Annotated in this window: 23 protein-coding genes and 1 pseudogene; 16 read left to right on the top strand and 8 right to left on the bottom strand. The window is 66.9% G+C overall.

The window, feature by feature from the left end; translation table 11 throughout:
* Position 1 precedes the first annotated feature (1 nt).
* The 5 genes from ACIBB8_RS29690 to ACIBB8_RS29670 all read left to right on the top strand — a co-directional run bounded on the left by ACIBB8_RS29690 (position 2) and on the right by ACIBB8_RS29670 (position 4,009).
* On the top strand, positions 2 to 1,387 hold the full coding sequence (locus tag ACIBB8_RS29690) for a rhodanese-like domain-containing protein (RefSeq protein WP_398957295.1): 1,386 nt from the start codon (positions 2 to 4) through the stop codon (positions 1,385 to 1,387).
* A 128-nt stretch (positions 1,388 to 1,515) separates the two neighbouring features.
* Positions 1,516 to 2,100: a rhodanese-like domain-containing protein gene (locus ACIBB8_RS29685; protein WP_398957294.1), complete on the top strand. Its 585-nt coding sequence runs from the start codon at positions 1,516 to 1,518 to the stop codon at positions 2,098 to 2,100.
* Positions 2,097 to 2,990 carry a sulfite exporter TauE/SafE family protein gene (locus ACIBB8_RS29680; RefSeq protein WP_398957292.1) on the top strand — a complete coding sequence of 298 codons (894 nt, stop codon included), beginning with the start codon at positions 2,097 to 2,099 and terminating at the stop codon, positions 2,988 to 2,990. Before ACIBB8_RS29685 ends, ACIBB8_RS29680 begins: the two co-directional genes overlap by 4 nt.
* 77 nt (positions 2,991 to 3,067) lie before the next feature.
* Complete coding sequence (locus tag ACIBB8_RS29675; RefSeq protein WP_393307057.1) at positions 3,068 to 3,313, top strand: metal-sensitive transcriptional regulator; 246 nt, start codon at positions 3,068 to 3,070, stop codon at positions 3,311 to 3,313.
* A 78-nt stretch (positions 3,314 to 3,391) separates the two neighbouring features.
* Positions 3,392 to 4,009, top strand: coding sequence for a TOPRIM nucleotidyl transferase/hydrolase domain-containing protein (locus ACIBB8_RS29670; RefSeq protein ID WP_398957290.1), 618 nt, complete (start codon positions 3,392 to 3,394; stop codon positions 4,007 to 4,009).
* A 268-nt stretch (positions 4,010 to 4,277) separates the two neighbouring features.
* On the opposite strand, the gene ACIBB8_RS29665 is transcribed toward ACIBB8_RS29670, so the two are convergent.
* A complete protein-coding gene (locus ACIBB8_RS29665; RefSeq protein ID WP_398957288.1) occupies positions 4,278 to 4,709 on the bottom strand; it encodes an MMPL family transporter in 432 nt (143 codons plus the stop codon).
* A 581-nt stretch (positions 4,710 to 5,290) separates the two neighbouring features.
* Positions 5,291 to 6,565 (bottom strand): tyrosine-type recombinase/integrase, encoded by a 1,275-nt coding sequence (locus ACIBB8_RS29660; protein ID WP_398957286.1) that lies wholly within the window; start codon positions 6,563 to 6,565, stop codon positions 5,291 to 5,293.
* Positions 6,566 to 6,984: 419 nt separating this feature from the next.
* Here ACIBB8_RS29660 and ACIBB8_RS29655 point away from each other — a divergent pair, with 419 nt between their 5' ends.
* Complete coding sequence (locus tag ACIBB8_RS29655) at positions 6,985 to 7,218, top strand: helix-turn-helix domain-containing protein (protein WP_351199759.1); 234 nt, start codon at positions 6,985 to 6,987, stop codon at positions 7,216 to 7,218.
* A 323-nt stretch (positions 7,219 to 7,541) separates the two neighbouring features.
* Here the strand turns inward: ACIBB8_RS29655 and ACIBB8_RS29650 are convergent.
* The 3 genes and pseudogenes from ACIBB8_RS29650 to ACIBB8_RS29640 all read right to left on the bottom strand — a co-directional run.
* Positions 7,542 to 7,781, bottom strand: a pseudogene (locus ACIBB8_RS29650) (transposase); the annotation flags it as partial.
* Between the two features lie 21 nt (positions 7,782 to 7,802).
* Positions 7,803 to 7,997 carry a hypothetical protein gene (locus ACIBB8_RS29645; protein ID WP_398957281.1) on the bottom strand — a complete coding sequence of 65 codons (195 nt, stop codon included), beginning with the start codon at positions 7,995 to 7,997 and terminating at the stop codon, positions 7,803 to 7,805.
* Positions 7,998 to 8,545: 548 nt separating this feature from the next.
* Positions 8,546 to 9,784, bottom strand: a complete 1,239-nt coding sequence (locus ACIBB8_RS29640; RefSeq protein ID WP_398957279.1) for a helix-turn-helix domain-containing protein — start codon at positions 9,782 to 9,784, stop codon at positions 8,546 to 8,548.
* Positions 9,785 to 10,297: 513 nt separating this feature from the next.
* Between ACIBB8_RS29640 and ACIBB8_RS29635 the strand changes: the two genes are divergently transcribed.
* The 10 genes from ACIBB8_RS29635 (at position 10,298) to ACIBB8_RS29590 (ending at position 21,228) form a co-directional block, all read left to right on the top strand.
* The gene (locus ACIBB8_RS29635; RefSeq protein WP_398957277.1) at positions 10,298 to 11,044 is read left to right on the top strand and encodes an HAD family hydrolase; all 747 of its coding nucleotides are present in this window, start codon (positions 10,298 to 10,300) and stop codon (positions 11,042 to 11,044) included.
* Positions 11,041 to 12,042: an alcohol dehydrogenase catalytic domain-containing protein gene (locus ACIBB8_RS29630; RefSeq protein ID WP_398957275.1), complete on the top strand. Its 1,002-nt coding sequence runs from the start codon at positions 11,041 to 11,043 to the stop codon at positions 12,040 to 12,042. Before ACIBB8_RS29635 ends, ACIBB8_RS29630 begins: the two co-directional genes overlap by 4 nt.
* An 18-nt stretch (positions 12,043 to 12,060) precedes the next feature.
* Complete coding sequence (locus ACIBB8_RS29625) at positions 12,061 to 13,212, top strand: hypothetical protein (RefSeq protein WP_398957273.1); 1,152 nt, start codon at positions 12,061 to 12,063, stop codon at positions 13,210 to 13,212.
* On the top strand, positions 13,206 to 14,102 hold the full coding sequence (locus ACIBB8_RS29620) for a radical SAM protein (RefSeq protein ID WP_398957271.1): 897 nt from the start codon (positions 13,206 to 13,208) through the stop codon (positions 14,100 to 14,102). The genes ACIBB8_RS29625 and ACIBB8_RS29620 overlap by 7 nt, the downstream gene beginning before the upstream one ends.
* Entirely contained in the window at positions 14,099 to 15,115 is a 1,017-nt protein-coding gene (locus ACIBB8_RS29615) for a hypothetical protein (RefSeq protein ID WP_398957269.1), read from the top strand. Before ACIBB8_RS29620 ends, ACIBB8_RS29615 begins: the two co-directional genes overlap by 4 nt.
* A gap of 14 nt (positions 15,116 to 15,129) precedes the next feature.
* The gene (locus ACIBB8_RS29610) at positions 15,130 to 15,840 is read left to right on the top strand and encodes a methyltransferase domain-containing protein (protein ID WP_398957267.1); all 711 of its coding nucleotides are present in this window, start codon (positions 15,130 to 15,132) and stop codon (positions 15,838 to 15,840) included.
* Positions 15,837 to 16,925 (top strand): hypothetical protein, encoded by a 1,089-nt coding sequence (locus ACIBB8_RS29605; RefSeq protein ID WP_398957265.1) that lies wholly within the window; start codon positions 15,837 to 15,839, stop codon positions 16,923 to 16,925. Before ACIBB8_RS29610 ends, ACIBB8_RS29605 begins: the two co-directional genes overlap by 4 nt.
* The gene (locus tag ACIBB8_RS29600) at positions 16,922 to 17,824 is read left to right on the top strand and encodes a glycosyltransferase family 2 protein (protein WP_398957262.1); all 903 of its coding nucleotides are present in this window, start codon (positions 16,922 to 16,924) and stop codon (positions 17,822 to 17,824) included. The genes ACIBB8_RS29605 and ACIBB8_RS29600 overlap by 4 nt, the downstream gene beginning before the upstream one ends.
* Before the next feature lie 113 nt (positions 17,825 to 17,937).
* Positions 17,938 to 19,341, top strand: coding sequence for a tyrosine--tRNA ligase (tyrS, locus tag ACIBB8_RS29595; RefSeq protein WP_398957259.1), 1,404 nt, complete (start codon positions 17,938 to 17,940; stop codon positions 19,339 to 19,341).
* 666 nt (positions 19,342 to 20,007) lie between these two features.
* Entirely contained in the window at positions 20,008 to 21,228 is a 1,221-nt protein-coding gene (locus tag ACIBB8_RS29590; RefSeq protein WP_398957257.1) for a damage-control phosphatase ARMT1 family protein, read from the top strand.
* A gap of 383 nt (positions 21,229 to 21,611) precedes the next feature.
* Here ACIBB8_RS29590 and ACIBB8_RS29585 read toward each other — a convergent pair whose 3' ends face one another.
* Genes ACIBB8_RS29585 through ACIBB8_RS29575 form a run of 3 tightly spaced genes read right to left on the bottom strand, consistent with a single transcriptional unit; the run spans position 21,612 to position 23,929 of the window.
* Positions 21,612 to 22,202 (bottom strand): hypothetical protein, encoded by a 591-nt coding sequence (locus tag ACIBB8_RS29585; RefSeq protein ID WP_398957255.1) that lies wholly within the window; start codon positions 22,200 to 22,202, stop codon positions 21,612 to 21,614.
* A complete protein-coding gene (locus ACIBB8_RS29580) occupies positions 22,199 to 23,380 on the bottom strand; it encodes an MAB_1171c family putative transporter (RefSeq protein ID WP_398957253.1) in 1,182 nt (393 codons plus the stop codon). The genes ACIBB8_RS29585 and ACIBB8_RS29580 overlap by 4 nt, the downstream gene beginning before the upstream one ends.
* Positions 23,381 to 23,389: 9 nt before the next feature.
* Positions 23,390 to 23,929, bottom strand: coding sequence for a hypothetical protein (locus tag ACIBB8_RS29575; RefSeq protein WP_398957251.1), 540 nt, complete (start codon positions 23,927 to 23,929; stop codon positions 23,390 to 23,392).
* Positions 23,930 to 24,221 lie beyond the last annotated feature (292 nt).

Below are 24,221 nucleotides of genomic sequence, written 5' to 3'. Positions count from 1 at the left end.
TGTGTTCTTCACCCAGTACTACCTCGACTGCCTCTCCCAGGCGTCGTACATGATCGCGGACGAGATCAGTGGGCAGGCCGTGGTCGTCGACCCGCGCCGGGACATCTCGGAGTACATGGCCGATGCCGAGGCCCGCGGCTTCACTGTCGTCGGGGTCATCAACACCCACTTCCACGCCGACTTCGTCGCAGGGCACCTGGAGATGGCGGCCCGCACCGGCGCCTGGATCGGCTACGGCCATCGCGCCGAGACCGAGTACGCCATCCGCAAGTTCACCGAGGGTGAGCGGGTCAGCCTCGGCGACGTCACTCTTGAGGTCATGGAGACCCCCGGGCACACCCCGGAGTCGATCAGCGTCTTGGTCTACGAGCACGCCACCGACACCGTCCCGTACGGAGTGCTGACCGGCGACGCGCTGTTCATCGGTGACGTGGGCCGGCCCGACCTGCTCGCCTCGGTGGGCGTGACCGCCGAGGAGCTCGGCGCGTTGCTCCACGACAGCGTCCAGAACAAGCTGATGGCCCTGCCGGACGAGGTCCGGGTCTTCCCCGCCCATGGCGCGGGCTCCGCCTGCGGCAAGAATCTCTCCACCGAGAAGCAGTCCACCATCGGCGAGCAGCGTGCCACCAACTACGCCTGCGCGCCCATGAGTCAAGAGGACTTCGTGGCCCTCGTCACCGCGGGCCAGTCCGCGGCGCCGAGCTACTTCTCCTACGACGCCGAACTCAACCGCAAGGATCGGGAGCTGTACAACGCGGCCGCGGCGCCCCGTCCGCTGACCGTTGAGGAGTTCTCGGCGCTGCGCGGGGCCGGGGCCGTGGTGGTCGACGCCCGCGGCCCGCAGGAGTTCGGTGCCGGGCACCTGCGCGGGGCGATCAATGTGCCGGCCGACGGCCGGTTCGCCGAGCAGGCCGGAACCGTGCTCACGCCCGACGCGGAACTGCTGGTCATCGCGCCGGAGAACCGCGAGGAGGAGGTGGTCACCCGTCTCGCCCGGATCGGTTTCGACCGGGTGGCCGGCTATCTGCGCAATCCCGACGACGCCCTCGCGGCCCTGACGGACGAGGTCGGCCCCGCCAGCCGGCTGACCGCCGCCCAGCTCCGTACCGCTCTGGAGAGCGGAGAGCCCCCGCTCGTGGTCGACGTTCGCACCTGCGGAGAACGCGCGGCGGGATTCATCGACGGCTCGCTGCACATCTCCCTCGGTGAGCTGCCCCGCCAGCTGGAGGAGATCCCGCGCGACCGTGCGCTGGTCCTGCACTGCGCGGGCGGTCACCGCTCCTCCATCGCCGCAAGCCTGTTGCGCCATCACGGCTTCTCCGACGTCTCCGACATCCTCGGCGGCTACGCCGCCTGGGCGCTGCTGACCGAACCTGCCGACGCCTGACCCCAGTCGTCGCGAAGACCACCGGCATGCCCGCGAGGGGCAGCCCACGCCCTGGCGGGCTGCCGGTGCCCACCCCTACTCATTTACATACCCCCTTGGGTATACGTCCGTTTTCTTATGGAGCCCCCATGACCAGCAACATCTCCCGTGCCGCCGCAATCGACTCCGCCGCCCTGCAGAGGCTGATCGGGGAAGGCCGCGGACCCCGCCTTCTGGACGTCCGTACTCCCGGTGAGTTCCGCACCGTCCACATACCCGGCGCCTACAACGTGCCCATGGCCACCCTGCGCGAGCACCGTGCCGAACTTCTCAGCCACCTCGACGAAGACGTCGTCCTCGTCTGCCGCTCCGGCACCCGCGCTGCACAGGCGAAGGCCGCCCTCGCCGAGGCCGGACTGCCGAACCTGCGCGTCCTGGACGGAGGCATGATCGCCTGGGAGACGGCGGGCGCCCCCGTCAACCGCGGCTCCGACCGCTGGGACATGGAACGCCAGGTCCGGCTCGTCGCCGGATCCATCGTGCTGACCACCGGGCTCGCCGGCTTGCTCGTGCCCGGCATCCACCTGATCGGCACCGCCGTCGGCGCGGGCCTGACCTACGCGGCCGTCAGCAACACCTGCGCCATGGGCATGCTGCTGGCCAAGCTGCCCTACAACCGCGGCCCGCGCACCGACATCCGCACTGTCGTCGCAGCCCTGCGGGACAAGCCGTGATCGCGGTCGTCATCGCGGCATCCCTGCTCGTCGGGATCAGCCTCGGCATCCTCGGCGGCGGAGGTTCGATCCTCACCGTGCCCATCCTGGTCTACCTGGCCGGTCAGGACACCAAGGAGGCCATCGCCACCTCCCTGTTCGTCGTCGGCGTCACGAGCGCGGCCGCCCTGATTCCCCACGCCCGGGCCCGCCGGGTCAAGTGGCGCACCGGACTCGCCTTCGGCCTGGTGAGCATGGTCGGCGCCTACGGCGGCGGCCGCCTCGCCGAATACATCCCCGGCACGGTGCTCCTGATCGCGTTCGCCCTGATGATGCTCGCCACGGCGGCGGCCATGCTCCGCAAACCGCGCAAGGCCGCCGCGCCCAAGGACGCCCACCGCGAGCTGCCCCTGAAGCACATCGTCGCCGAGGGGCTGGTCGTGGGCGCGGTGACCGGCCTGGTCGGTTCCGGCGGCGGCTTCCTCGTCGTGCCCGCCCTCGCCCTCCTCGGCGGCCTTCCCATGAGCGTGGCCGTCGGCACCTCGCTCCTGGTCATCGCGATGAAGTCGTTCGCCGGCCTGGCCGGTCACCTCTCGGGTGTGCAGATCGACTGGGGCCTGGCTTTGGCCGTCACTGCCATGGCCGTCGTCGGCAGCCTCATCGGCGGCCGCTTCGCCGGGCGCATCCCCCAGGACACGCTCCGCAGGGCGTTCGGCTGGTTCGTGGTCGTCATGGGTGTCTTCGTCCTCAGCCAGCAGATCGGCACCGCCGTCTGGGCCCACCCCCTGACCTGGACCGTCGTGGGCATCGCCGTGATCGTCCTGACCTCGCGTGCCGTGCGGGCACGAAACCGGGCCGCCGCTCAGCCGGTCCCGCCGGTACGCGAGCACGAGGCGGCCGCCCGCCCATGACCCGGATACCCCGCGGGGTATCGTGTGTCAGTGGAGCCGGAACAAGGAGGAGCCCGGTGAAGGTGGAAGAAGAAGCCATGGGCGCAGTCCTGAACCGGCTGCGCCGGGCACAGGGCCAGCTCGCCGGCGTCATCGCCATGATCGAGGCCGGGCGTGACTGCAAGGACGTCGTCACCCAGCTTGCCGCTGTCTCCCGGGCCCTGGACAGGGCCGGCTTCAAGATCGTGGCCAGTGGGATGCGTCAGTGCCTCGCCCAGAGCGAAGCCGACGCCCCGCCCATGACCGAAGAGGAACTCGAGAAGCTGTTCCTCGCGCTCGCCTGACCTCACCGGCGGCCCGCCGATCGACGCGCTGGAGGAAATTCCCTGCGGCGGCGGCCGGGAAGGGGGGAGACTCGTCTCATGTCTGACATGGGGTCGTTCCGGGAGGCGGTCATCGCGTGGGCGGCCGGTGGTTCCGGCGACCCGGCGCGCGAGTTGGCAGCGCGGTTGCCCGTTCGGGCGGCCGTCCTGCTCGAAGGGCCGAGCGACGTCGCAGCGGTCGGCGCACTGGCCGCGCGCCGTAGGCGGGACCTGGAGGCCGAAGGGATCTGCGTCCTGCCGATGGGCGGTGCGATGAGCGTCGGGCGCTTCGCCAGCCTTCTCGGGCCAACCGGCCTCGGCCTCCGCCTCACGGGACTGTGCGACGAGGGGGAACGTCGCTACTACGCCCGTGGCTTGGAGCGGGCCGGTGCGGCACCGCAAGAGTTCTTTGTCTGCGCGGCGGATCTGGAAGACGAGCTCATCCGCGCGCTGGGCGCGACACGGGTGGAAGAGCTCGTCCAGGCGGAGGGCGACCAGCGCGCCCTGCAGACCTTCCTGCACCAGCCCGCACAGCAGGGTCGCACCTCGCAGCAACAGCTGCGGCGCTTCCTCGGCACGAAGAAAGGGCGCAAGATCCACTATGGCCGCGTCCTCGTCGAGGCCCTCGACCCCGACCGCATACCCGCCCCACTCGACGACCTGCTCACCAGCCTCTGACCACTGGGCGACCCCGGCATGGGGAGCGACAGCGCCCGAGCCCGGGAGGACGTCGAGGGCCGGGCGAGCGAGGAGCAGGTCAAGGCGGGACGTGAGATTCACTGGCAGGTAGCTCTGGAGAAAGCCAAGCAGCAAGTTGGTCAGGACCTACTCGTCGAGATGCTTCGCGAAGAGGCCAGGCGCTGGCGGGAGCGTATCCGACCAGGAAGCGCTCCGGCCCGGGACCCGACCGAAGTCGATTCCCGGGCCGGAGGGCTTCGGGTGCGGGTTACGGGCTCTGGTCGGCGTGTACGCCGGTGGTGGCGGCGACGGGTGCCGGCTGCGGCTGTTCGCCCTTGCCGGGCAGTCGGTTTGACCGGCCGGGCAAGGTCCAGGCCCGTTCGCCGAGCATGGCCACGGCGGCGGGAAGCAGCACGCCGCGCACGATGGTCGCGTCGATGAGGATGGCCACCGCCATGCCCACGCCCATCATCTTGTTCTCGATGGCGGAGAGGGTGATGAAGATGGTGAACACCGCCGTCATGATGACCGCCGCGCTGGTGACGACGCCCGCGCTGACGGCGATGCCGCCGACGACGGCTTCCCGTGTGCTGGCGCCGGCCAGCCGGCGCTCCCGGATGCGGCTGAGGATGAAGATGTGGTAGTCCATGCTCAGGCCGAACAGCACGACGAACATGAAGAGCGGCAGCCAGCCGGCCACGCCTCCGTACATACAAACGTTGGCGGGTGCCAAGCCGAGTATCAACAGGAACCGGCAGGGGCCAGGGGTATCTGGGAGTCAACCCCTAAGGGTTGCGTGCGGAGGGCCGCAGGATTCTGGAGGGGAGACGTCCGGAACCCGTCGTCTTGGCCGAACCCGGCTTGTCAGAAAGGGAGTTGCCCCAGTTTCGCGGCCAGGATCCCGGTGAGCCGGGGCGGCGACTCGTCGAAGTGGAAGTGCCCGCCGTCGACCATGTGCACTTCGGCGCCACCGATGGCGTAGTCCTTCCACAGCTCCAGGTCGGCGGGCGGGCGACCGACAGATCCCGGTCGCCCCCTTATGGCGATCAGCGGGCACGTCAGCGGAGCGCGCAGCAGCCCCCGCTCGGGTGCAAAGTCCCAGAGAAGTCCCGCAGATGCCGCCGCCCCCTTTCGAGCCAGCGTTTTGCCTGGTCAGAGAGGGGGCGGCGGCCTTTGTCGATCAAATGTCCCGGAACTCCTATACGACGTGCCTGACCTGCACGAACTAACCGTCCGAAGATCATCTTGCACGGACGTTGCACAAGCCGACCGGTGCAGGAGTCACGCGGCCCTCGTGTAGGCGCTCCGGACCGCGATGCGGATCTTGGAACCGGCTCCCACGATCCGGTGCACGTACTTACGCAGAGTAAACGCAGGGTCGGCGTGTCCGAGCCGATCCGCGAGTGTGTACACGTCTACCCCGCCGTTGATCATCATCGACGCGTACAGGTGTCGAAGGGCGTGCATCATCTTGTCGCGGGACTTCTCCCAGCGCCGTCCCTTCGCGTTGGGGTCAAGGGGCTTGATGAGGCCGGCCGCCGCCAGAGCGGGCTTCCAGCGGTAGGAGTTGAACCAATTCGACTGAATGGCGGTCTTCTCCCGAGTGTAGAAGATCAGCTGCACCGTGACCGGGTCGCCGCCTTTGTTGCCCCACGGTCGGGTCACCTCGACGGGCGGGTACTTTTCCATGTGCTCGCGCAGGGGGGTGGCCACGTCGTCGGTCAGTTCGACCCACCGGTCCTTCGGGTCCTCGTCGTCTCCGCCCTTGGGGAGGGCGTATGCCAGGAACGAGCCGTCGTGGACTACTTGCCGTTGCACATGCACCATCGGGCCGTCCGGATGTGCCCAGTCGATGTCCTCTGGTGACAGGCCGAATATTTCTCCTTGACGAAGGCCCAGGCCGCGACCGCAGTCGACGAGTGCCTTGTAGCGGTCGGGAAGTTCGGCACGGATCTTCTCGGTGTCCTCCCATGTCAGGGTCAGCTCTGCCCGGCCGCCACCTCCTCGCTTCGGCTTGGCGTCCTGCACCGATTTGGCGAGGCATGGATTTTTGGGTATCAGGCTGTCGTCCACGGCCAGGTCAAAGACAGCCCGAAGATTGTCGAAGACCAGGCGCAGTGTGGAACTTTCGAGCAGCCGACGACGGTCGTGCAACCAGTCCAGCAAAGACGACGCGTTCACGTCCTTTACGCGCATCTTCCCAACTGTGGTAGGAGCGATGTGTAGGTGAACCCGCTCCCTGTGGCGTCGGTATGTGCGAGGATTCTTGTGTTCGTGCCCCTTGAGCCACGTAAGGGCGAGTTCACCGACCCTGACCTCTCCGGCGCGAGGGTTGATGTATGACCCGTCGTCCACTCCGGACCGCATTTTGGTCTCGTGCCTGCGGGCTTCGGCCTCGGTGCGGAACAACTCCGTCTGCTGGACATCTTCCCGGTTACGCCAGCGGGCCTGCCACCGCTTCCCGGCCCCGTGATCCCTCGTCGGAACCTTACCGTGTTCCCTGCAGGTCGACTCCCCGGCTTTCGGGCGTGACTTGTGCCAGCGGTCGTACGGCATCGACTCAACTCCTAATTTCCAACGGGCCTTTGAGTCTATTTGTGGACTCTCTTGAATCAGGGTCATCGTCGACGGCGAGATTTGTGTGCCCGTTCATCGCGCCCTGAGTGAATTGGATGTTGATCCAGGCGAGCTGAAGATGTCAAATGCATTCTTGGGGTCTTCGCGACAAAGGGTGCAGGGTGGTAGAGAAGATTTCACCTAGACGAATGCTCGCTGAGGGTTCGACGAGGGCTCGTCGAACCCTCAGCGAAGATTCGCCTGTGTCCTTCGAGAGTTCGCAAGAGTCGTAGGCATTTCGTCGAAAGGCCCTCTGTTTGGTCCGGCCGGAATTTAATGCAAACGTTCCGTGCACCACCACGGCGGAATGCCGCTCACGTGGTTCTTTCCTGCCCGCTTCGAACCGTTCTGGAGTGCCCATGCGTCGAACCACTGCCCGTGCGGAAGAAGCCGCCAGTGGCGCGGGGGACCGTTGCCCCTTGATGAGTGCGGAGGAGCTGGCCGACTTCCTGGGCGTACCTCTGAATACGGTCTACATATGGAATCACCGACACCAGGGTCCGCGAGCCCACAAGGTCGGCCGCTATTTGCGCTACCGCTGGCCGGAGGTAGAGGCATGGCTGGAAGCTCAAGCGGTGAATCGCGCGACCTGATCGGCCAAGATTGGCTGGTGCCCTTGTCCTTGGTCGGGCGACAGAACCCGGCGTACAGCCCGACTCGTCTGCCGCCACCTGCGGCTTTGCCTCGGAAAGGGCCTCTGACCTGCGTCGGAGGTCCTTTCTGATCTTTCGTGGGCTTGTCGCGTTAGGCAGCGAAAAGTCCCCCGGAAGTCCCTCGGACAGTGCTGAAAGTCCCTGATAAGTCCCTGGGATGGAGAGGTGTGAAGCTCGGGTGGCCGCCGGGTGATGGTGCCGTTCTTCACTCGCTGTCCTCCAGGTGAGTCGGTATTTTCAGGCTCTCCTGCCGCATGAGTGGGTCACTCTGTGGCGACTTGGCGACTTGGCGACTTGGCGACTTGGCGACTTGGGAGGGTGGGGCGTTCTCCGGCGAGGGTGAGCAAGACGAGGGCGATGATCGATTCGGCGGAGTGGAAGCCGAAGCCGCGGCGGATGATCAGGCGGGTCTTGGTGTTCGTCGACTCGACGAGCCCGTTGCTCATGCCGGTCATCAGGGCGGCGCGGATGGCTTCGTAGTGACGGCGGATGCGGCGTTGCAGAAGGCGCGCCGGGGCGGTCCGCTAGAACTGGATCTGGCTGACCATGTCCGTCACGCCGGAGACGAACCTGTTGATGTCCGGCGCCATCGATGTGCTGGCCAGGAAGAACCCGAAGAGCACGCTCACGACTGCGGGGCCGGCCTTCAGGGAACCGCCTCGGATCAGTACGACCAGGATGATCCCGAACAGTAGGGCGAGGGAGATGCTCAGGGACATCAGGAATCCGCAGCTTCCGCCAGCCCGCTCCGCTCCCTGCGCGCCCGGCCGAGTGCTTTGCGGAGGGGGCCGGGCTGTGTCAGGGACCTCGGGCCGTCGGGGAGAACGTGCCAGTGCAGGCCGGGCGGTTCCGTGGTCCCGGCGGGTGGTAAGACGATGTGGCACTTCTGTCCGAGAGGAACTGTCCCCGGCTCTTCCCATTCGGCAGCCGTGCCAGGTGGCACAAGGAAGTACACGCGAGGCTCCGGCCCTCCGGGGTCAACGATGACCGGACCGACTGCTGCGCGGTCCTCGCGGAGAAATTCGATCGCGCGCCGGCCGGTGACCTCAACGGCGCGTATGGCATCCCACCAGGTGCCGGCCGAGCACAGTTCGGGATCGTCGCCTATCGGCATCCACCGAGGCGGCAGTGCGGGAACGCGTGGGGTGACATCGGACATGGAATAGGCCTCCTCAGAACCATCTGTGAGGAGACCTTTCCACTCCGTCGGCTCCGTGCGCGGACAGACTGTCCGTGGCATTTCTTCGCGAAGCGCCTTGACTTGCCGTCAGGTCGTGATAACTCCCGCCCAACTACCGAACGCAGACATCTCGTTGGAAGGGCGGGCGTCCATCCGGAGGAGCGCCGCGACGGTCTCGCGGGCCGATGGATGGAATCGCGTGTGGTTGGGGGCGACCTTACGCGCACGACGCAGGTACCCGAACGCACCTGCTCTGTCGGACGCGGCCAACTTCGCCGAGGCCACGTCGATGAAGTGGTGGCTCGATCGCTCACCCACTGTCGAAGCCGGAGGCGCCCACTCCTCGCCTTCCACAGCGGACCACTCCGTGAGGCGGGCGAGAGCCTGCTCCGTGTCCCCGATGTCGATCATGTTGTGCACTTCGTGGATGCGGATGTTCGTCGGCCCGAAGGACATCTCGTAGGCGAGGGAGTCACGGTTGCCCGCCATCCCGGCCACGACCTCGGCCTCGCGCAAGTAGTCGTCTGCTCGGTCCGGATTGTTCTCCCTCGCCTCCAGCACGGCCAGCTTCAGGAGCAGTGCACCGTCGACTGCGAGTGCGTCGTCGGTGAAGGAGCGTTCTGGCTGGAGCCGTTCGAGCTCGTGGCGCAGCGCCTGGAGTTTGCGGCGGGCGGATGAGTAGGCCCCCTGGCGAAGCATCGCGCCGGCGACCAGGTATCCGGCTGTGAACTTCATCAGCGGATCCCCGGACTGGTCCGCTGCCCACCGCACCCTCTCCAGCGCCGTGTTGGACAGGTCGTGGTGTCCCATCTTGTGGGCCAGGGAGTTCGCCGCTCGGTAAGCGCGGGCGAGGTGCCAGAACGCCTTGGCCTGGTCGCCGTTGCGGCTGGTGAGGGCGAGATGCGTCAGCTCCGTGATGACGGCCGGCAGGAGCGGACCCATGGGGGCGTAGCGTGCGTCGCGTCGAAGAGCGGCCACTTGGTCGACCTCGGACGCCAGGACCGACAGCGGCCTCGGGGCGATCTCGAGTTCGTCTGGGGTGTCGTAGCACAGCATGATCCTGCGGAGGTCTGGGATCACTGCGTGTACCCGGTCCTCGGCCTCCGGCTCGCCGTAGTACGGCTGGCCGGTGAGGACTTCGGGGCCGAAGTGGAGCGCCTTGGCCAGCGCCAGGACCAGTGAAGGCGAAGCCTTGCGCGCGCCGGACTCCAGCTTCTGGACGTAGCTGGGCGATATCGCGACCTTCTGTGCCAGTTGAGCGGCAGACAGTTTCCGTGTCCGGCGGGCTATACGGAGACGGTCTCCCAGCGTCAGGTTTTCACTCATCGGTGGATCGATCCCTTCGCGACGGAGCACTGCGTTCAGCGTACGGACGATGTCCAGTCCCGCAGAGCTGCCCGGCGAGTGTTAACAGCAACGTCGTCGGCCGGTGCGCTCTCGGACACCAGGCGGCCCCTGCGTGCAAGTGGGTCGGATTCGATATGAATCGCTCAAATCTCCTCTCCTGTCGACCTCTTGTCAGCACCAAGCGCTTTACCGAGGTTTGGCGCGTGCGTCAAGGCATGTGCACCAAGAAGGCGCGGACAGTCTGTCCGCTCGCGTGTTCTTCCCGATGGGATTGTTCTGTACACAACGCACGCCGCCCGTAGGTCAGTTCCGGGAGAGCACCCGCCCTTTCCTCGCTCGACGTTCAGCCCGTCGACGGGCCGTAGATACCGAGTCGGCCCGACGACGGGGTTCTGTACAAGATCGCCGATCTACTGATGGAGCCTCGCCATGCGATATCCGCCGACGAGCACCGCCTTACCGACGAACCTGTCCGCGATCAACACACACCCCGTGAGCGACGTCCTGTTCGGTGGCTCCCACCAGCAGACCTCCGCGCCTCGGGCTCCAAGGCCGACCGTGGTGGTACTCGATCTCTTCGGCACACTCGTCGCGGCGCCGAACGCGGTTGAACGGAGTGCGGCCGCCAGCCGGCTCGCCGGAATCATTCGTGTGTCGCCGGCGCTCACCGAGTCCGTGCTGTCCGGCAGCTGGCGGGCGAGACACGACGGGCAGCTGAGGTCGACCACCGAGGTCGCGTCACACCTCGTCTCGCGCTGCGACGCTCCCGCGTCCTGTGTGAACAAGCTGGAACAACTCCTGGCCGAACTCGCCCGCGACCGGCTCCAGGCCGATGCCACTCTCCTGCAGGCCCTGAAGGAGATTCGGCACCGCGGGGTTGGGCTGGCGGTCCTCAGCGACGCGTCCCCTGACATTGCCGAGGCGTGGAACGCCAGCGATCTCGCACCGCTCTTCGACACAGCGGTGTTCAGCTGCCGGGTGGGCGCGGTGAAGCCCGCTCCCCAGCTTTTCGGTACGGCACTCGAAGCCCTCGGCGTTGGTCCCAAGCAGGCCCTCTACTGCGGCGACGGCGGCGGTGACGAGCTCGCCGGCGCCGAGCGCGCCGGGATGCGTGCGGTTCGCGTGGACCGCCGGGGCGGACAGCACGGGCTCGCGTTCGGCGAGACCGCCTGGCCCGGCAGGGCGATACCCGAGGTGGAGGCACTCCCGTCCTTACTGAGCACGTGGAGGGAACGATGAACGTCCCGTACGCCTGGGCGATTGAAAGCGGTGCCCTCCGTCGGCTCCCCGCGCCGACCGACATGCTCCCGATGGGCGACACGACGATCGTCGAGGTTCGCTGTACGGGCGTCTGCGGAAGCGACATCGCGAAGCTCAACCACCCGTGGCAGGGGCGGCTTCCGGAGCCCTGGTATCCCGGGCACGAGATCGTTGGGACCGACACGCAGACGGGTGGCTGGGTCGCTGTCGATCCGCTGGTGCCCTGCCGCTCCTGCCACTACTGCGACCGCGGCCACATCCACCTCTGCCCGGAGCTGCGACGCATCGGATGGGACCTGCCTGGGGGGCTAGCCGACGCCGTGAGGGTGCCCCGCGACAACGTCGTCCCACTGCCCCACCTGCACGATCCCGTACACGGAGTCCTCGCGGATCCGATGGCGGTGGCCCTGCATGGGATCCGCTGCGGCCTCCGGACTCCTCTTGGGCGACTCGGCGTCATCGGAGGCGGCGTCATCGGGGTGTGCACGGCGATCTGTGCGGCGGAGGCGGGGTGGGACGTCCACATGCTGGTCAGAGAGCCTTCGCGATCGCATCAGCTGAGCTACGTCCTCGACCAGCGCATCAATCTCCATTCCGCCGGCCTGCCGCCGTGCGACGTCGTCGTGGATGCCGCGTCCGGCGACAGCGACTCCCCCATGCGCCAGGCGCTGAGCGCCGTTCGCGACGGTGGGACGGTTCTCGTCCAGAACGCCTACGCGCCCCGCGTGCATCTCTCGGTCGCCCTGCGGGACGTCTTCCGGCACTCGATCACTCTGCGCGGCTCCTTCTCCTACTGCCGCGCGGAAGGCCATGACGACTTCCGTGACGCCGTCGACGTCCTCGCGAAGGGCGGCGACTGGGCCGCCCTGATGACCAGGGACCGATTCGCTCTGAGCGACTTGCCGCAGGGGCTGGCGGCCCTGAAGAGCGGAGCCCGCCATCGCCCGTTCAAGGTCCTGCTCACGTCCGACATCTGAAGGAAAGGAGCCAACACCATGGCGGTGACAACGCCATTACTGGCCCAGAAGATCAACTCGCCCGCCGACATCGCACCCCAGGACGTCCACGACGGCATCGCGAGCATCCTCTCGTTACCGGAGGGCCACACGCGGGACGTGATGCTCGGGAGCGTCCTCACCGGACTGCTCCTGCGAGGACCGCGGCTGGAGGAGGTCGAGGCCGCGATCCGGGCCGCGACGGCCCTCGACCGAAGTGGCTGGGACTTCCACCAGCCGCCGGAGGGCATGCGGTTCGTCGGCTACACGGGCAGCGGAAAGAAGACCTTCAAGACGATCAACCTCAGTACCGCCGCCGCGCTGGTGGCGGCTACCGGGGGAGCACACGTCGCGAAACTCGGATCGCGCAGCGCGTCGTCGAAGACCGGATCGCGCGACTTCATCGACCTCGTGGGAGCAACGAGCGACACGGTGCCGCACCGGGAGATGGTGGACATCACGGCTGAGCTCGGCTTCGGGTTCTTCTCCATTGAGAACCGTGTCCCCGAGTTTGACCGCCGCTACGGCGGCAGGTTCCAGGCCGTGCACGCCCTCAGCCTGGCATTCCCCGCACTCCTCACCCCGGTCACCTGCTCCGCCTACGTGTACGGCCTCTCGCACCCCGCGGTCGGTGCTTCCGCCCGGCTGCTGGCCCGGCTCGGCCTGCCGGACGTGACGGTCATCAACTCCAGCGTCGGCCAGGCGGTCCAGGTCGACGAGCTGATCCCCGGAAGCACAGTGCGGGCCTGCCGCGTCAGCGCCGGCGATGAGGACTTGACCTTCAACGACGCGGTACGCAGGGGCGCGGCCTCGATGCCACAGGACCTGACGTCCGTCACCCAGCACGAGGACCCTCGGGAGAACGTCGCCGCCGCGGTCCGCGTGCTCGCCGGCCGGGACACCAGTCAGGCGCGGAACGCTGTCGCCCTCAACGCGGCCCTGCTCATGGTGATGTCCGAGGCGGCCCCCACCATCCGGTCCGGCATCGACAAGGCACTCACCATCATCGACTCCGGGGCGGCTCTGGACACGCTCCAGCAGTTCGTACGTCTCACGGGCGGCACCCCGCACCAGCTGCGCTCATTCCTGCGGCCCGTCACCCCGGCAGCTTTCCTGGTGAGCCCGGGAGCCAAGGAGGCGGCGTCATGCTGACACACGACGAACTCGCGATCGTCCACCTGGTCCTCAACACCGACTGCAACGCCTGGGACCTGGCACCGACCAGCACATCGCCGGGCGTGTGCCGCTTCTGCTACCGCGCGCGCAACCGGGTCGAGACCGACGCGGACACGGTCCGCCGTGTCATCGACCGGGTCGGTTCGGAGTCCGAGACCCATCGGTGCGTCTTCACCGGCGGCGACCCCGTCATGCCGTACGACAACCACCTGGAGGTCGCCCTTCAGCACGCCACCGAGGTCGGCTTCGAGACGAACCTCCACACCAACGGGCTGCTGCTGAGCGAACGCTATGCCGGCGTCCGCGACCACGTGACCGTGTACTCATTGGCGGTCGACGGCCCGGACTCCGAGACGGCTGACTGGTTTCGGGGGCAGGGGTACTTCGAACGCTTCCTGTCCAACGTCGCGTTCCTCGCCGCCGACCAGCGGCGGCTCGCGTTCAACACGTTCACCACGGCCGGCTCCGTGAAGGACCTGCCGCGCATGGCGCGGCTCATCGCCGGAGTGACTCAGCGAACGGACGTCGAGTACTGGCTGATCTCCCAGTACCGCCCCATCGGCCGCGCCAACACGCGCAAGGCGGAGATCTACGGCTTCGAGCGGGACGACTTCGTAAGGGCCGTGAATGACGTACGCGGCGACGTCAACGGAGTGACGATCTACGCGCAGCCGACCCGTGCCTCGGAGGACCCGTACCCGTTCCGCGTCTGGGTCCTCGCCGACGGAACGGTCACGGCGGACCTCGGCAGCGTCGCGGCACCTCGCAACGCGGAGCTCGGCAACCTGCTGACCGACGGCTTCGAGCCACTGGTCCGTCGGGCCTTCGCCCTCCGTGAGCAGACTCAGATGGAAGGAATCGCATGAAGTTCGACACCGCGTACTACGAGAGCGTCATCGACCAGCACAGCTACGAACGCCTGGGGCTCGGCGCCATCGACTTCGGTCTCGCGGGGATGAGCCCCGACGACCTGCACACGAAATGGGTGTGCCACACCGGAGCGCGCCAGTTCGCGGAGGCGGTCGCGGACGGTCAGCCCACGATCGTCACCACCGGTGTCGGACTCGGGGGGCCGCCCCACGCCGGCACCCTCTTCCAGCTGCTGCGCGCGGTCAAGCTGCAGCAGTGCGGGCTCGACGTGCAGATCGTGCTGGGCGATCTCGACTCCTACAACGCGCGCCGTACGCCCCTGGACTCGGTGCGGAAACTCGCGGACGGGTACGAGGAGTTCGTCCTGCGTCTCGGGTTCGACGCCGAACGGGGTGTGCTGCGCAGGCAGGAAGGCGAGGCCGATGTCCTGGCCACCGCGTTCCTGCTGTCACGTCACCTGGACGACGACGACTTCCAGTGGGCGGAGGAGGACCTCGCCGGGCTCTACCGCAACCACGGTGTCTTCGACCACCTCAACTACGGGATGAAGCAGGCCACCCTGCTCATGGCCGCGGACTTCGTCCATCTCCTCCGCGAAGGGCGTCACGTCCTGGTCTCCCTCGGGGTTGACGAGCACAAGTACGTCGCGCTCGCCCGGCGCGGAGCGGAACGCTGGGGCCTGCCCGCGGAACGGCTGTCCGGCATCTACACCAAGATGATCCCGGGTCTCGGCGGCCTCCCGAAGATGAGCAAGAGCATTCCCGGCTCAGGGATCGACGCCTCTATGTGTACCGAGGACATCCGCGCCCTGCTCAAGGCGGACATCGACACCGCGCCCACGGACGACGGCTCGGCACTCCTTCAGATGTACGCGTGCCTGCCCGAGGTCGACGGCCGAGAGTACGACTGGGCCTCGGCCGCGCGCCGCGACGGCGGTCCCGAATGGCACGCCGTACGCGAGCAGCTGGTCGAGCGGATGCTCTCGCTGTTCTCCCACTGGCCGAAGTAAGCAAGGAGTCTCTCGTGCACGCAGACACCGCGACCAGCCGCCAACCCATCGGCGGCGCCGAGACCTACTTCATCAGGAGCGGCTACCGCAGCCGGGACCGGGTGGAGTACTTTCTCGACGAGACGGACGACACCGTGACCTGGCAGCCCGACGTCTACCCCTACGCCGCCGCCCGCGCCCTGGAACTCGGCCGCGACGTCGTGATCGACATCGGCTGCGGCCGGGCGGGCAAGCTGGCCTCGCTGGCCTACGAGTACCCGGCCTGGTCCTACATCGGTGTGGACTTCGGGGACAACCTCGTGTGGTGCCGCGACAACCACCCCTTCGGCGAGTGGATCGAGGTCGACCTCGAGTCGACCGAGCGGCTGCCCATCGCCCCCGCCCTCGTACGCCGGTCCATCGTCGTCTGCTCCGATGTGATCGAGCACCTGGTGAACCCGAGTCCGGCCCTGTCCCTGATCCGCAGCCTCCTCCTGGAGGGCAGCGCCGCCGCCGTACTGTCCACGCCGGCACGCGAGTGCCGCAGCGGTTACGACACTCCCGGACCGCCCCGCAACCCCAGCCATGTCCGGGAGTGGGCGAGCGACGAATTCCAGGCGCTGATGAAGGCGTCGGGATTCAAGATCCGCCACTCCGGGCTCACACGAAGCGACGACGCCTCCAACGGCATGTCCACCCAGCTGCTCCTCGTGTGCACGGAAGAGGCGGAGGGGGAACAGCAGTGACAGCGGTCTCCCGGCCCGAGGGCATGCGTGTCGTCCACCTCCCGGCTCGTACCCCGTACGCGTGGAAACTGCGGAGCCGTGACTTCCATATCCTGAACGGAACCGAGCTCCCCAGCGGCGACATGGTGCCGACGGCGGTCGACGCCACCTGGCTCCTCGAACACGGCCCTCTCACATGGCTCGATGTCCTGCACCTGCACCACATGGACTTCGAGGACCCTGCCACTCTGGAGCGCCTGCTCGACGCGTGCCTGGGCGACGGAGTCAAGGTGGTCTTCACCGCCCACGACACGCGGCCCATGGTCGGCAGCGCCCAGGACTTCACTACGCGGCTGCGGATGCTCCACTCGGCCGAGGTGGGCTGGGTCTGCCTCACGGAAGGCTCTGTCACCAAGCTGACCGAGGTCCTCGGTCAGCGTCCCGACGCGGCCGTCATCCCCCACGGGTACGTCGCGGCCCCGGAGGAACTGGCCGGCCTGGAGCGCGAGCCCCGCGGCTCGTCCCGGTACCTCATGTTCGGGGCCTCACGGGCCAGCCGGGACCAGCTGTCCCCCATGACCAACTGGAGCCTGGGGATCACGGACCCCGACAGCACCCTCCACGTCCTTCTGCGCGCGTTCAGCCCTGCCGACTTCGCCGACGGGGGCCGTGCTCCGCTGCTGCTGGAGACGGCTCGGCGCGATCCCCGGATCCGACTGACCATGCGCCCGTACCCCACAGACGCGGAAGTGATCGAAGCCGGACTGGCCTCGGACGCGCTGCTGCTCCCCTACCTCTGGGGCAGCCACTCCGGCCAGCTGGAACTGGCCTTCGACCTGAACCTGCTTCCGGTCTGCTCCCTCACGGGGCACCTGACCGAGCAGTACGAGCAGCACAAGGGACTCGTCGAGGAACCCGAATGGTTCGACTGGTCGCAGGGTCACCCCAATCTCTTCGGAGAGAAGTTCCTGACTGCGCTGGAGAACGCGGCGGCTCGACTCGACTCCAGGCCCCGCCGTCTGGATCGTGAGTTCCTCGACTACAGGACTCAGGAACACCAAGCGATTCTGCGACAGTACGCCCGCGTGTACGGAGGTGCCCGATGAGCGGCCCACCTCAGATTTCGTGCGTGATCCTTTGCCACAACTACGGCCGGTATCTCGACCGAGCCATAACGAGCTGTCTGGAACAGGAACCTGGAGACTTCGTCCTTCACGAGGTGATCGTCATCGACGACGGTTCCAACGACGAAACCGAAGACATGTGCCTGCGCCACGAGGGCAACAGCAAGGTCAAGGTCATTCGGAGGAACCAGCAGGGATTCGGGCAGACCCTGACCGACGCCTTTCTCGTCAGCACTGGTGACTGGGTGGCTCCGCTCGACGCCGACGACTGGTTCCACCCGTCGAAACTGCGTACATGCGCCGAGGTGATGACGGATGGGACGCTGTTCGTCGAGCACTGGGAGCACGTGGTCGACTCCGACGGGGACCCGATGCTGAAGGAGCCGCATCCGGGCGGAAACACGAGCACACTGGTGGTCCACCGCGATGCCGCCCTCAGTCTCCTTCCGGTGAGCAACGAGATCTTCTTCCACGCCTTGCGTGAGGCCGGCCGAGGAATCGCCCTTCGCGATCCGCTGACCTTCTACCGGGTCCACCCCCGCAGCATGACCGACCGGGGTACGCCCGGCGTCTCACAGGACTACCGGGCCGACGTCTGCATTGCGCTGTCGAACCGACTCCGTGCGATGTACGGGAGTCCTCCCGCGTGGGCGAATGCGCGCCGGCTCCGAAAGATCTCCTGGCATTTCCGCACACTCGCTTTCGGCCACAGGGTGGAATCCGCCATGCAGCGGGAGAGGCGCCTGTCCGCGATGTTCCTGATTCCAGGAATGCTCATTGGCACACTCCTCGCACATGACCCGATAACACCGTGGCTCCGATCCCTCTCCAGCACGGTCGTGGGACGGCCGCTGGTGCGGCTGACGGCGGCCCAGGGGTAACAGGGTCATTCTTGATCAATCCGACGATGTGCCGGGGGCGGCGATGATAAAGTCGCCGCTTCCAATCCCATACTGGTCAGGCCAGTTGTCCAACGCAGGAGCGTATAGGCGCCATGAGCCGTTTGAGTGAGTCCGTCACCCGTGTCATGCACATCCTCGATGGAGCGGACCTGGGCGCGGACTATACGGTCACGCACCTCCTCGGCGAGACAACAGCAAGGCGCTCCCTTGACCTCTCCGACCTCTCCCCCCAGGAGCAGGCCGCCCTGGTCGAGGGGCGCACGCTCAACCTGATCCCCTCGGCTGCCGTGCTCGCCGAGAAGATCGAGGCCGCGAAGGCGGCGGGACGGCCGTTCGTCGTCAAGTACGGCATCGACCCGACTTCGCCCGACGTCCACCTCGGCCATGCGGTGCCGATCATCATCGCCAGCCGATTCCAGCGGATGGGGCACCACGTCGTTTTCATCATCGGCGACGTCACTGCCAAGATCGGTGACCCGTCTGGCCGCTCCTCGGACCGGCCCGCCCTCACCGACGAGGACATCACCCGCAACCTGAGCGGCTACCAGCAGCAGGTCACACCCTTCATCGACTTCGAACGTGCCGATCTGCGTTTCAACGGCGAGTGGCTGAACAAGGTCACTCTGCCGGAGCTCGTCGGGGTCCTTGCCCGCGTGCCGGTCTCCATGTCGCTCCAGCGTGAGGACTTCCGCACCCGACTCGCCGAGGGCCACGGACTGTCCGTCGCAGAGTTCGTCTACTCCGTCGTCATGGCGTGGGACTCGGTGGCCATCGACGCCGACGTCGAGCTTGGCGGCGTGGACCAGCTGTTGAACCTCCAGATGTGCCGCAAGGTCATGGAGATCTCGAACCAGACCCCCGAGGTCGTCATCACCACCCCGCTCATCGAGGGCACCGACGGCACAGGCACCAAGATGAGCAAGAGCAAGGGCAACTACGTGGGTCTGACGGCGTCGCCGGATGACGTCTACGGCCGGCTGATGTCCATCCCCGACCACCTCACCGAGCCGTACCTCCAGCTGCTCACCGAGTGGACGGACGACGAGATTCGTGTGGTCTCCAAGCGCCTGGAGGAGGGAACCGCGCACCCGATGGCGATCAAGCGGATCCTCGCCGGCGAGGTGGTGGCCGCTCTCCACGGCCTGGACGCCGCTGCCGCCGCCCGCGCTGAGTTCACGGCGCGCTTCTCCAAGCGCTCCTTCGGGGACACCCAGAACCTCCCCGCCGTCTCCCTGAAGGACCACGCCGAGGACACGCTGGGGGCGCTGATCAGCCGCACGCTGGACTTCGCTCCCAGCATCTCCGCCGTGCGCCGCGTGGCCCAGCAGAAGGGCCTGCGCCTCATCCGCGAATCCGACGGAGAGCAGCAGACCACGCAGCTCACGGAGGCTTCCGTCCAGCAGGCGCTCAGCGCGGTTGTGGGCGAGGTCGGGTCACTCGACGGCGTCGAGCTGTACCTCAAGGTGGGCCGTAAGGTCGCCCGAATCGACGCCTGAGATTGAGATATGGCGTCGGCTCACCTTCGTGGGTCGGCGCCGCTCGAACCGAGCGATTACGTCAGGACGGGCAGCGACGCCAGACCGCGGACCAGCCGGGGCCGGCGCCAGTCCAGTTGGTCAGGTGGTTCGGCAAGCCGGATCCTGGGGAAGCGGGCCGACTATCGCCCTTCCGCCCAGCGGCAAGGTCCCCAGCGGCGACGATGCCTCGCGGGCGCGGGTGGCGCCCGTGTCCATTGTTGGCATTGGGTCTTGCGGGGCTTCAGGATGACATCGATCATCAATATCGACTGGAAGGCCCGTCAGGTCCGCTGCCCGCAAGGCCGGGCGTCCGCCTTGACGCCTACTGGATCGAACACGACGACCCCCGCCACCCCGAACCAGCCGCCTCACCCGGCTCAGCTACAAGCTCACGGCCTGAACCCCAACCGCCGGAATAGCGCAGCAGAGTCAGCTCGACCGCCAGGCCACATGATTGATTGAACTACGGCTTCTCAATCCTTAGCGTTCAATGCTGGGCGAATGTCGGCGGGACCCCTGATACTCCCCGCCCCGCCTCGTGGCCGCCTTCCTCTCCCTTCTCGAAGCCACGGGCGGGCTGGACTGGCAGCGAGCATGCCCTGGGGATCATGGACACGTGAGCGAAGCACGAAGGGCTTGGGCACCATGACAGAGAAGACCTCCCGCACATCGAACGAAGAGGCCGTCCGCGATACCGGCCCAGTTGGCGCTCCGGTCATCCTGAGCAACGAGCCCGGCTCGTTCGCCTGGGGTGTGCTGGCCAAGCGCCATCCTGCCCTCATCCAGCAGGTACGAGACGCCTTCCCGTACGGCCGCCGACAGCACGAGGCCCTCGACGCCCTGCTGGGCGAGATCAACGACGGTGTGGTCGAGCCGCTCGGCCCCGCGGAACACGACCACGAGCGCTGGGCGGACTGGGGGCAGGAGCACTTCGGGCGCTCGTGGTACGACGCCCCGTTCCTGTGGGCGGAGAGCTACTTCTACCGCAGGCTCCTCGGCGCGGTCGGGTACTTCGGTAGCGGCCCTTGGCAGGGGGTTGATCCGTTCTCGCCGTTCAAGCAAGCCGAACTGCGAGGCGACGCGGTGGAAGAGGAACTGCGGGCCCTCGACGCGCTCGCGGCCATGCCGGCCGAGGAGCGGGCCACGGCCCTGCTCCACGCCTCGCTCTGGGGCAACCGCGCAGACCTCGGCTTCCGCGTCTCGGCGGGGGAGCCGGCGATCGGTGACGCCGCTGTCTCCACGCTGGTCGCCGACGACAGCGCCGTGCTGTGGCACATCCTGCCCGCCGGAGCACCGTCCACTGTCGCCGTGGTGGCGGACAACGCGGGACGAGAGCTCACCCCGGATCTGATCCTCATCGACCACCTCCTCGAACACCGGCACGCCGAACGGGTCGTGCTTCACGTCAAGCCCTACCCCTACTACGTCTCCGACGCGATGACAGCTGACGTCGTCGAATGCCTCCGTCGCCTCACTGAGGCGCCCGGCGAAGCCAGTAGAATCGGCGGCCGACTGTGGAAGGCCATGGCGGCAGGAAGCCTGGAGGTCCGCACCCACCCGTTCTTCTGCGCTCCGCTGCCGTACGAGGAGATGCCCGAGGACCTTCGCGGCGAGTTCGCGGGCGCCACGCTCACCATCCTGAAGGGCGACCTCAACTACCGTCGCCTGGTGGGCGACCAGTTGTGGGACCCCACGGAACCCTTCGCCGATCTCGCCGCGTACTTCCCGGGGGCCGTCGCGGCACTCCGGACCCTGAAGTCCGACGTCATCGTCGGCCTGGAGGAGGGAACGCTGGACGCCCTCGAACGGTCCGGGGCCGCCTGGCGTACGAGCGGAACTCACGCGCTGATTCAGGTGCGACCATAGAACCGAGGCGGAGTGAGCTCCCGCGTATAGGTCTCCTACCTGGAATGGTCGGCCACGTGGCTCGGCTGCTTCTGCCATTGCCTGCGTGGTCAGACCATCAGGAGTTGCCGCCGCCAGGGATGCTCTGGAGCTACTGCCTTGATCGCGTTCGCCAGCCAGGCGCGTGCCGATGCGTCCAGAACGTGCCGAGGGAGCGGAACGCTGCTTTCGTCGGACACGGCTGCACAGCCCTGATGTTCCCCGTCATGGGCAACGGCATGGCGGTCGATACACCAGAGGATCTCGCGCGAGCCATCGCGTAGCTGTCTCAGCGTGCCGCGCTAATCAGCTGCTCACGGAGCCGTGCCGAGGACTTGTGAGGGCGGGCCGAGAGCTGGGCGGCCTCACCGAAGGAGCCCGAACGTGACTGCCGCCGCTGCCGCCCCCAGGGCGGCGCCCGCGATCGTCTGGGCCGTCGTGTGGTCGCGTAGGGCAACGCGCGACCAGCCGATGGCGGCCACGGCAAGGACCAAGGGACACAGAACGAGACCGTAGACCTGGATGAGGATCACTACGACACCGCCTGCGACCGCGGTGTGTACGGAGACTTTCCACCAGACCGTGACCGCCATGGTCGCGGCAAGGCCCACGAGCATGGCCGTGACGAGGGCGAAGACCTCGCGGGGTGCGTCGAACACCACGAGCAGGGTGATGCCCAGGAGGACCGAGGCCATGGTGGCACTCAGGGGAATTGCACGCTGACTCCGCACCTTGACGTGCTTGTCGGTCCAGTGACCGAGCTTGACGCCGAGCAGGATGACGGCGAAGGGGATGCCTCCGCAGAAGAGTGCGGCCAGGAGGCCCCAGCCGAGTCCCGCCCAGTCATCGGTGCTGTGCCAGCCGACAACGAGCAGGATGCCCATCACGAGATAGGCCGGGGCCAGGGCGTCGGTTATCACGCGGGCCAGGCGCACGGGCGGATGGGGAGTACTCATCGAAAGTCCTGACGGTTGGATAGGGCGAAGCCACGCACGAGGTCGGACTGGTAGGCCGCGGACAGCTGCTTCAGGGCCTGGATTTCGGTGTAGAGGTCTGGGCCGCCGCTGGCGGGTGGGACGACACCTCCGGAGGCGGAATGATCACCGGCGGCGTGGCTGAGCCGCGCGGTGAGCACCCAACAGGCTTCGGCGGCGACCGCCGCCTGGGCGCCGACGAGCCCCTGCCGTGCGACGTACGCGTGGGCTTCTTCACGGAGACTCGTAGGTGCGTGGGACCCGAGCGCGAGTACCGCATCGCGGATCTCGATTCCCCGGCGATAGAGCCGATCTCGACTACGGCGGACATCGAGAGCTTCGGGGATGCGGCCTCGTGGAGCTTCGTAGCGAACTGCGGGCGTCACGCTGGTGAGGTCGAACCAGAGAGGTCGCAACAGCACGAGATCGCGATGCGTGGGGTACCAGGCGCCCAGACGGCGCCCAACGGGCAAAGTGCTTCCGGCGATGATGAACAGCAACGCGCCGAAGAGGAGAGCATTGCTGATCGCGCTGTCCGCCTCGGGAGAGAGTACGTCCACTCCGAAGAACCGCAGGGCGAGGGCGAGTACGCGGTGTGCGGCGTAGACCATGCCGATCGTTGTGCCGATGCCGGTCAGCCGTAGTCCACGCCCCAGCAGGCCCGCGTCAGGATGGCGTCCCCACTGCCGGCAGAGGCGTGTGGCACTGAGCAGAGCTGTCGCCAGGAAAGCGCTCCAGATGACCCCGTAGATCGCGATACGCCAGTCCGTGGCGTACTCGGTCAGAATGTCCTCTGCCTCCTGCGGTTGCGGAGCTGAGAGGAACAGCACGGTGAGGCCGACAGCGGCCGTCACAGGAATGGCGATGTGCTGTCTGGAGCTGGGCAGTTCAGGTCCGCGTTCGTCAGCCATGTCGTGAACGAACGTGAGGACCGACTGGGCGGCAAGGACACCGGCCAGATGCTTGCAGAGAGTCGCGATGTTATGAACGCCGAGCGCTCCGTCGAGTGCGGAGGCTATGTCTACCGGCTTGATCGTCATGGCGACAGCGAGAGCGACGAACGCACTCCACAGCGGGCGCTTACGCTTATCGCGCATGGCGGAGGGTGCTCGCCACAGGGCGACAGCCCACAGGAGGGCTGCCGGAACGAGGAAGATCATGGAAATTTCTCAGGTATCGCTCAAGGCGTCGTCGAGTCTCTGAAGGACGGACTCTCGGTCGCGGTTTTTCTTCGTTGTCAGGTCTGTTTTGGAGGCGATGAGCCCGGCCAGGTATTCGGCACTTCGCTCATCTTCAGTGTTGTAACTGGCCCGTTTCATAAGGCTGGTTACCATGTTCGGCGAGAGGCTCGGGAACAGACTTGCGCTGATTCCCATTCCGGAGCCGTCCAGAGCTGACTGGTGTCCCAGAAGCATGTGACCCAACTCGTGCAGGATGATGTGCGTCCGGTGCAGTGGGCTGGTCGACTGCTCGTGAAAGATGTGGTCAGCCTTCTCCGTGGCGATCCACGCACCGCACGGAATGTCTGTACCGGTAACGCCGGGAGTGCTGTGCAGATGCAGAGGACGCCCGCGCTGTTCGGCGATGCTCCTGCACAGGGCCTCTACATCGAAGGGAGCCTGAATGTCGAGGGACCGAACCAGATCCTCGCAGCGCTCCCGGCTTCGGGGTGCGCGGCCGACAGATTCACGACGACTACGCAAAGACAAGGCGCCTCCGCAGGTATCTCTTAGCCCGTTCTCAACGTGAGTCGGTGCGATAAATGGTGCGTCCCCCGCACACGCAACGTTAACGGATGTAGGGTGCACTCAATCGCAAATGTGGATGAATCCGCAATTACTTTCATGATCAAATGACTGTTGGTCAATTGATCATGCGGCCAAATTGGATCAAACGGCCACAAGAGCCTGCGTTCCGCGTAATTCAGCGTCCTAGAGTCACGAATCTGGGGTCTGACCTGCGCGGACATGGGTGAGGGCGCCTGAGAGACGTTTCTCTAGG

The sequence above is a fragment of the Streptomyces sp. NPDC051286 genome (assembly GCF_044455345.1).
In the GTDB taxonomy this organism is placed as follows: Bacteria; Actinomycetota; Actinomycetes; order Streptomycetales; family Streptomycetaceae; genus Streptomyces.
Note: the sequence above shows the minus strand (reverse complement) of the source record. Positions and strands in the feature narration are given on the sequence as shown.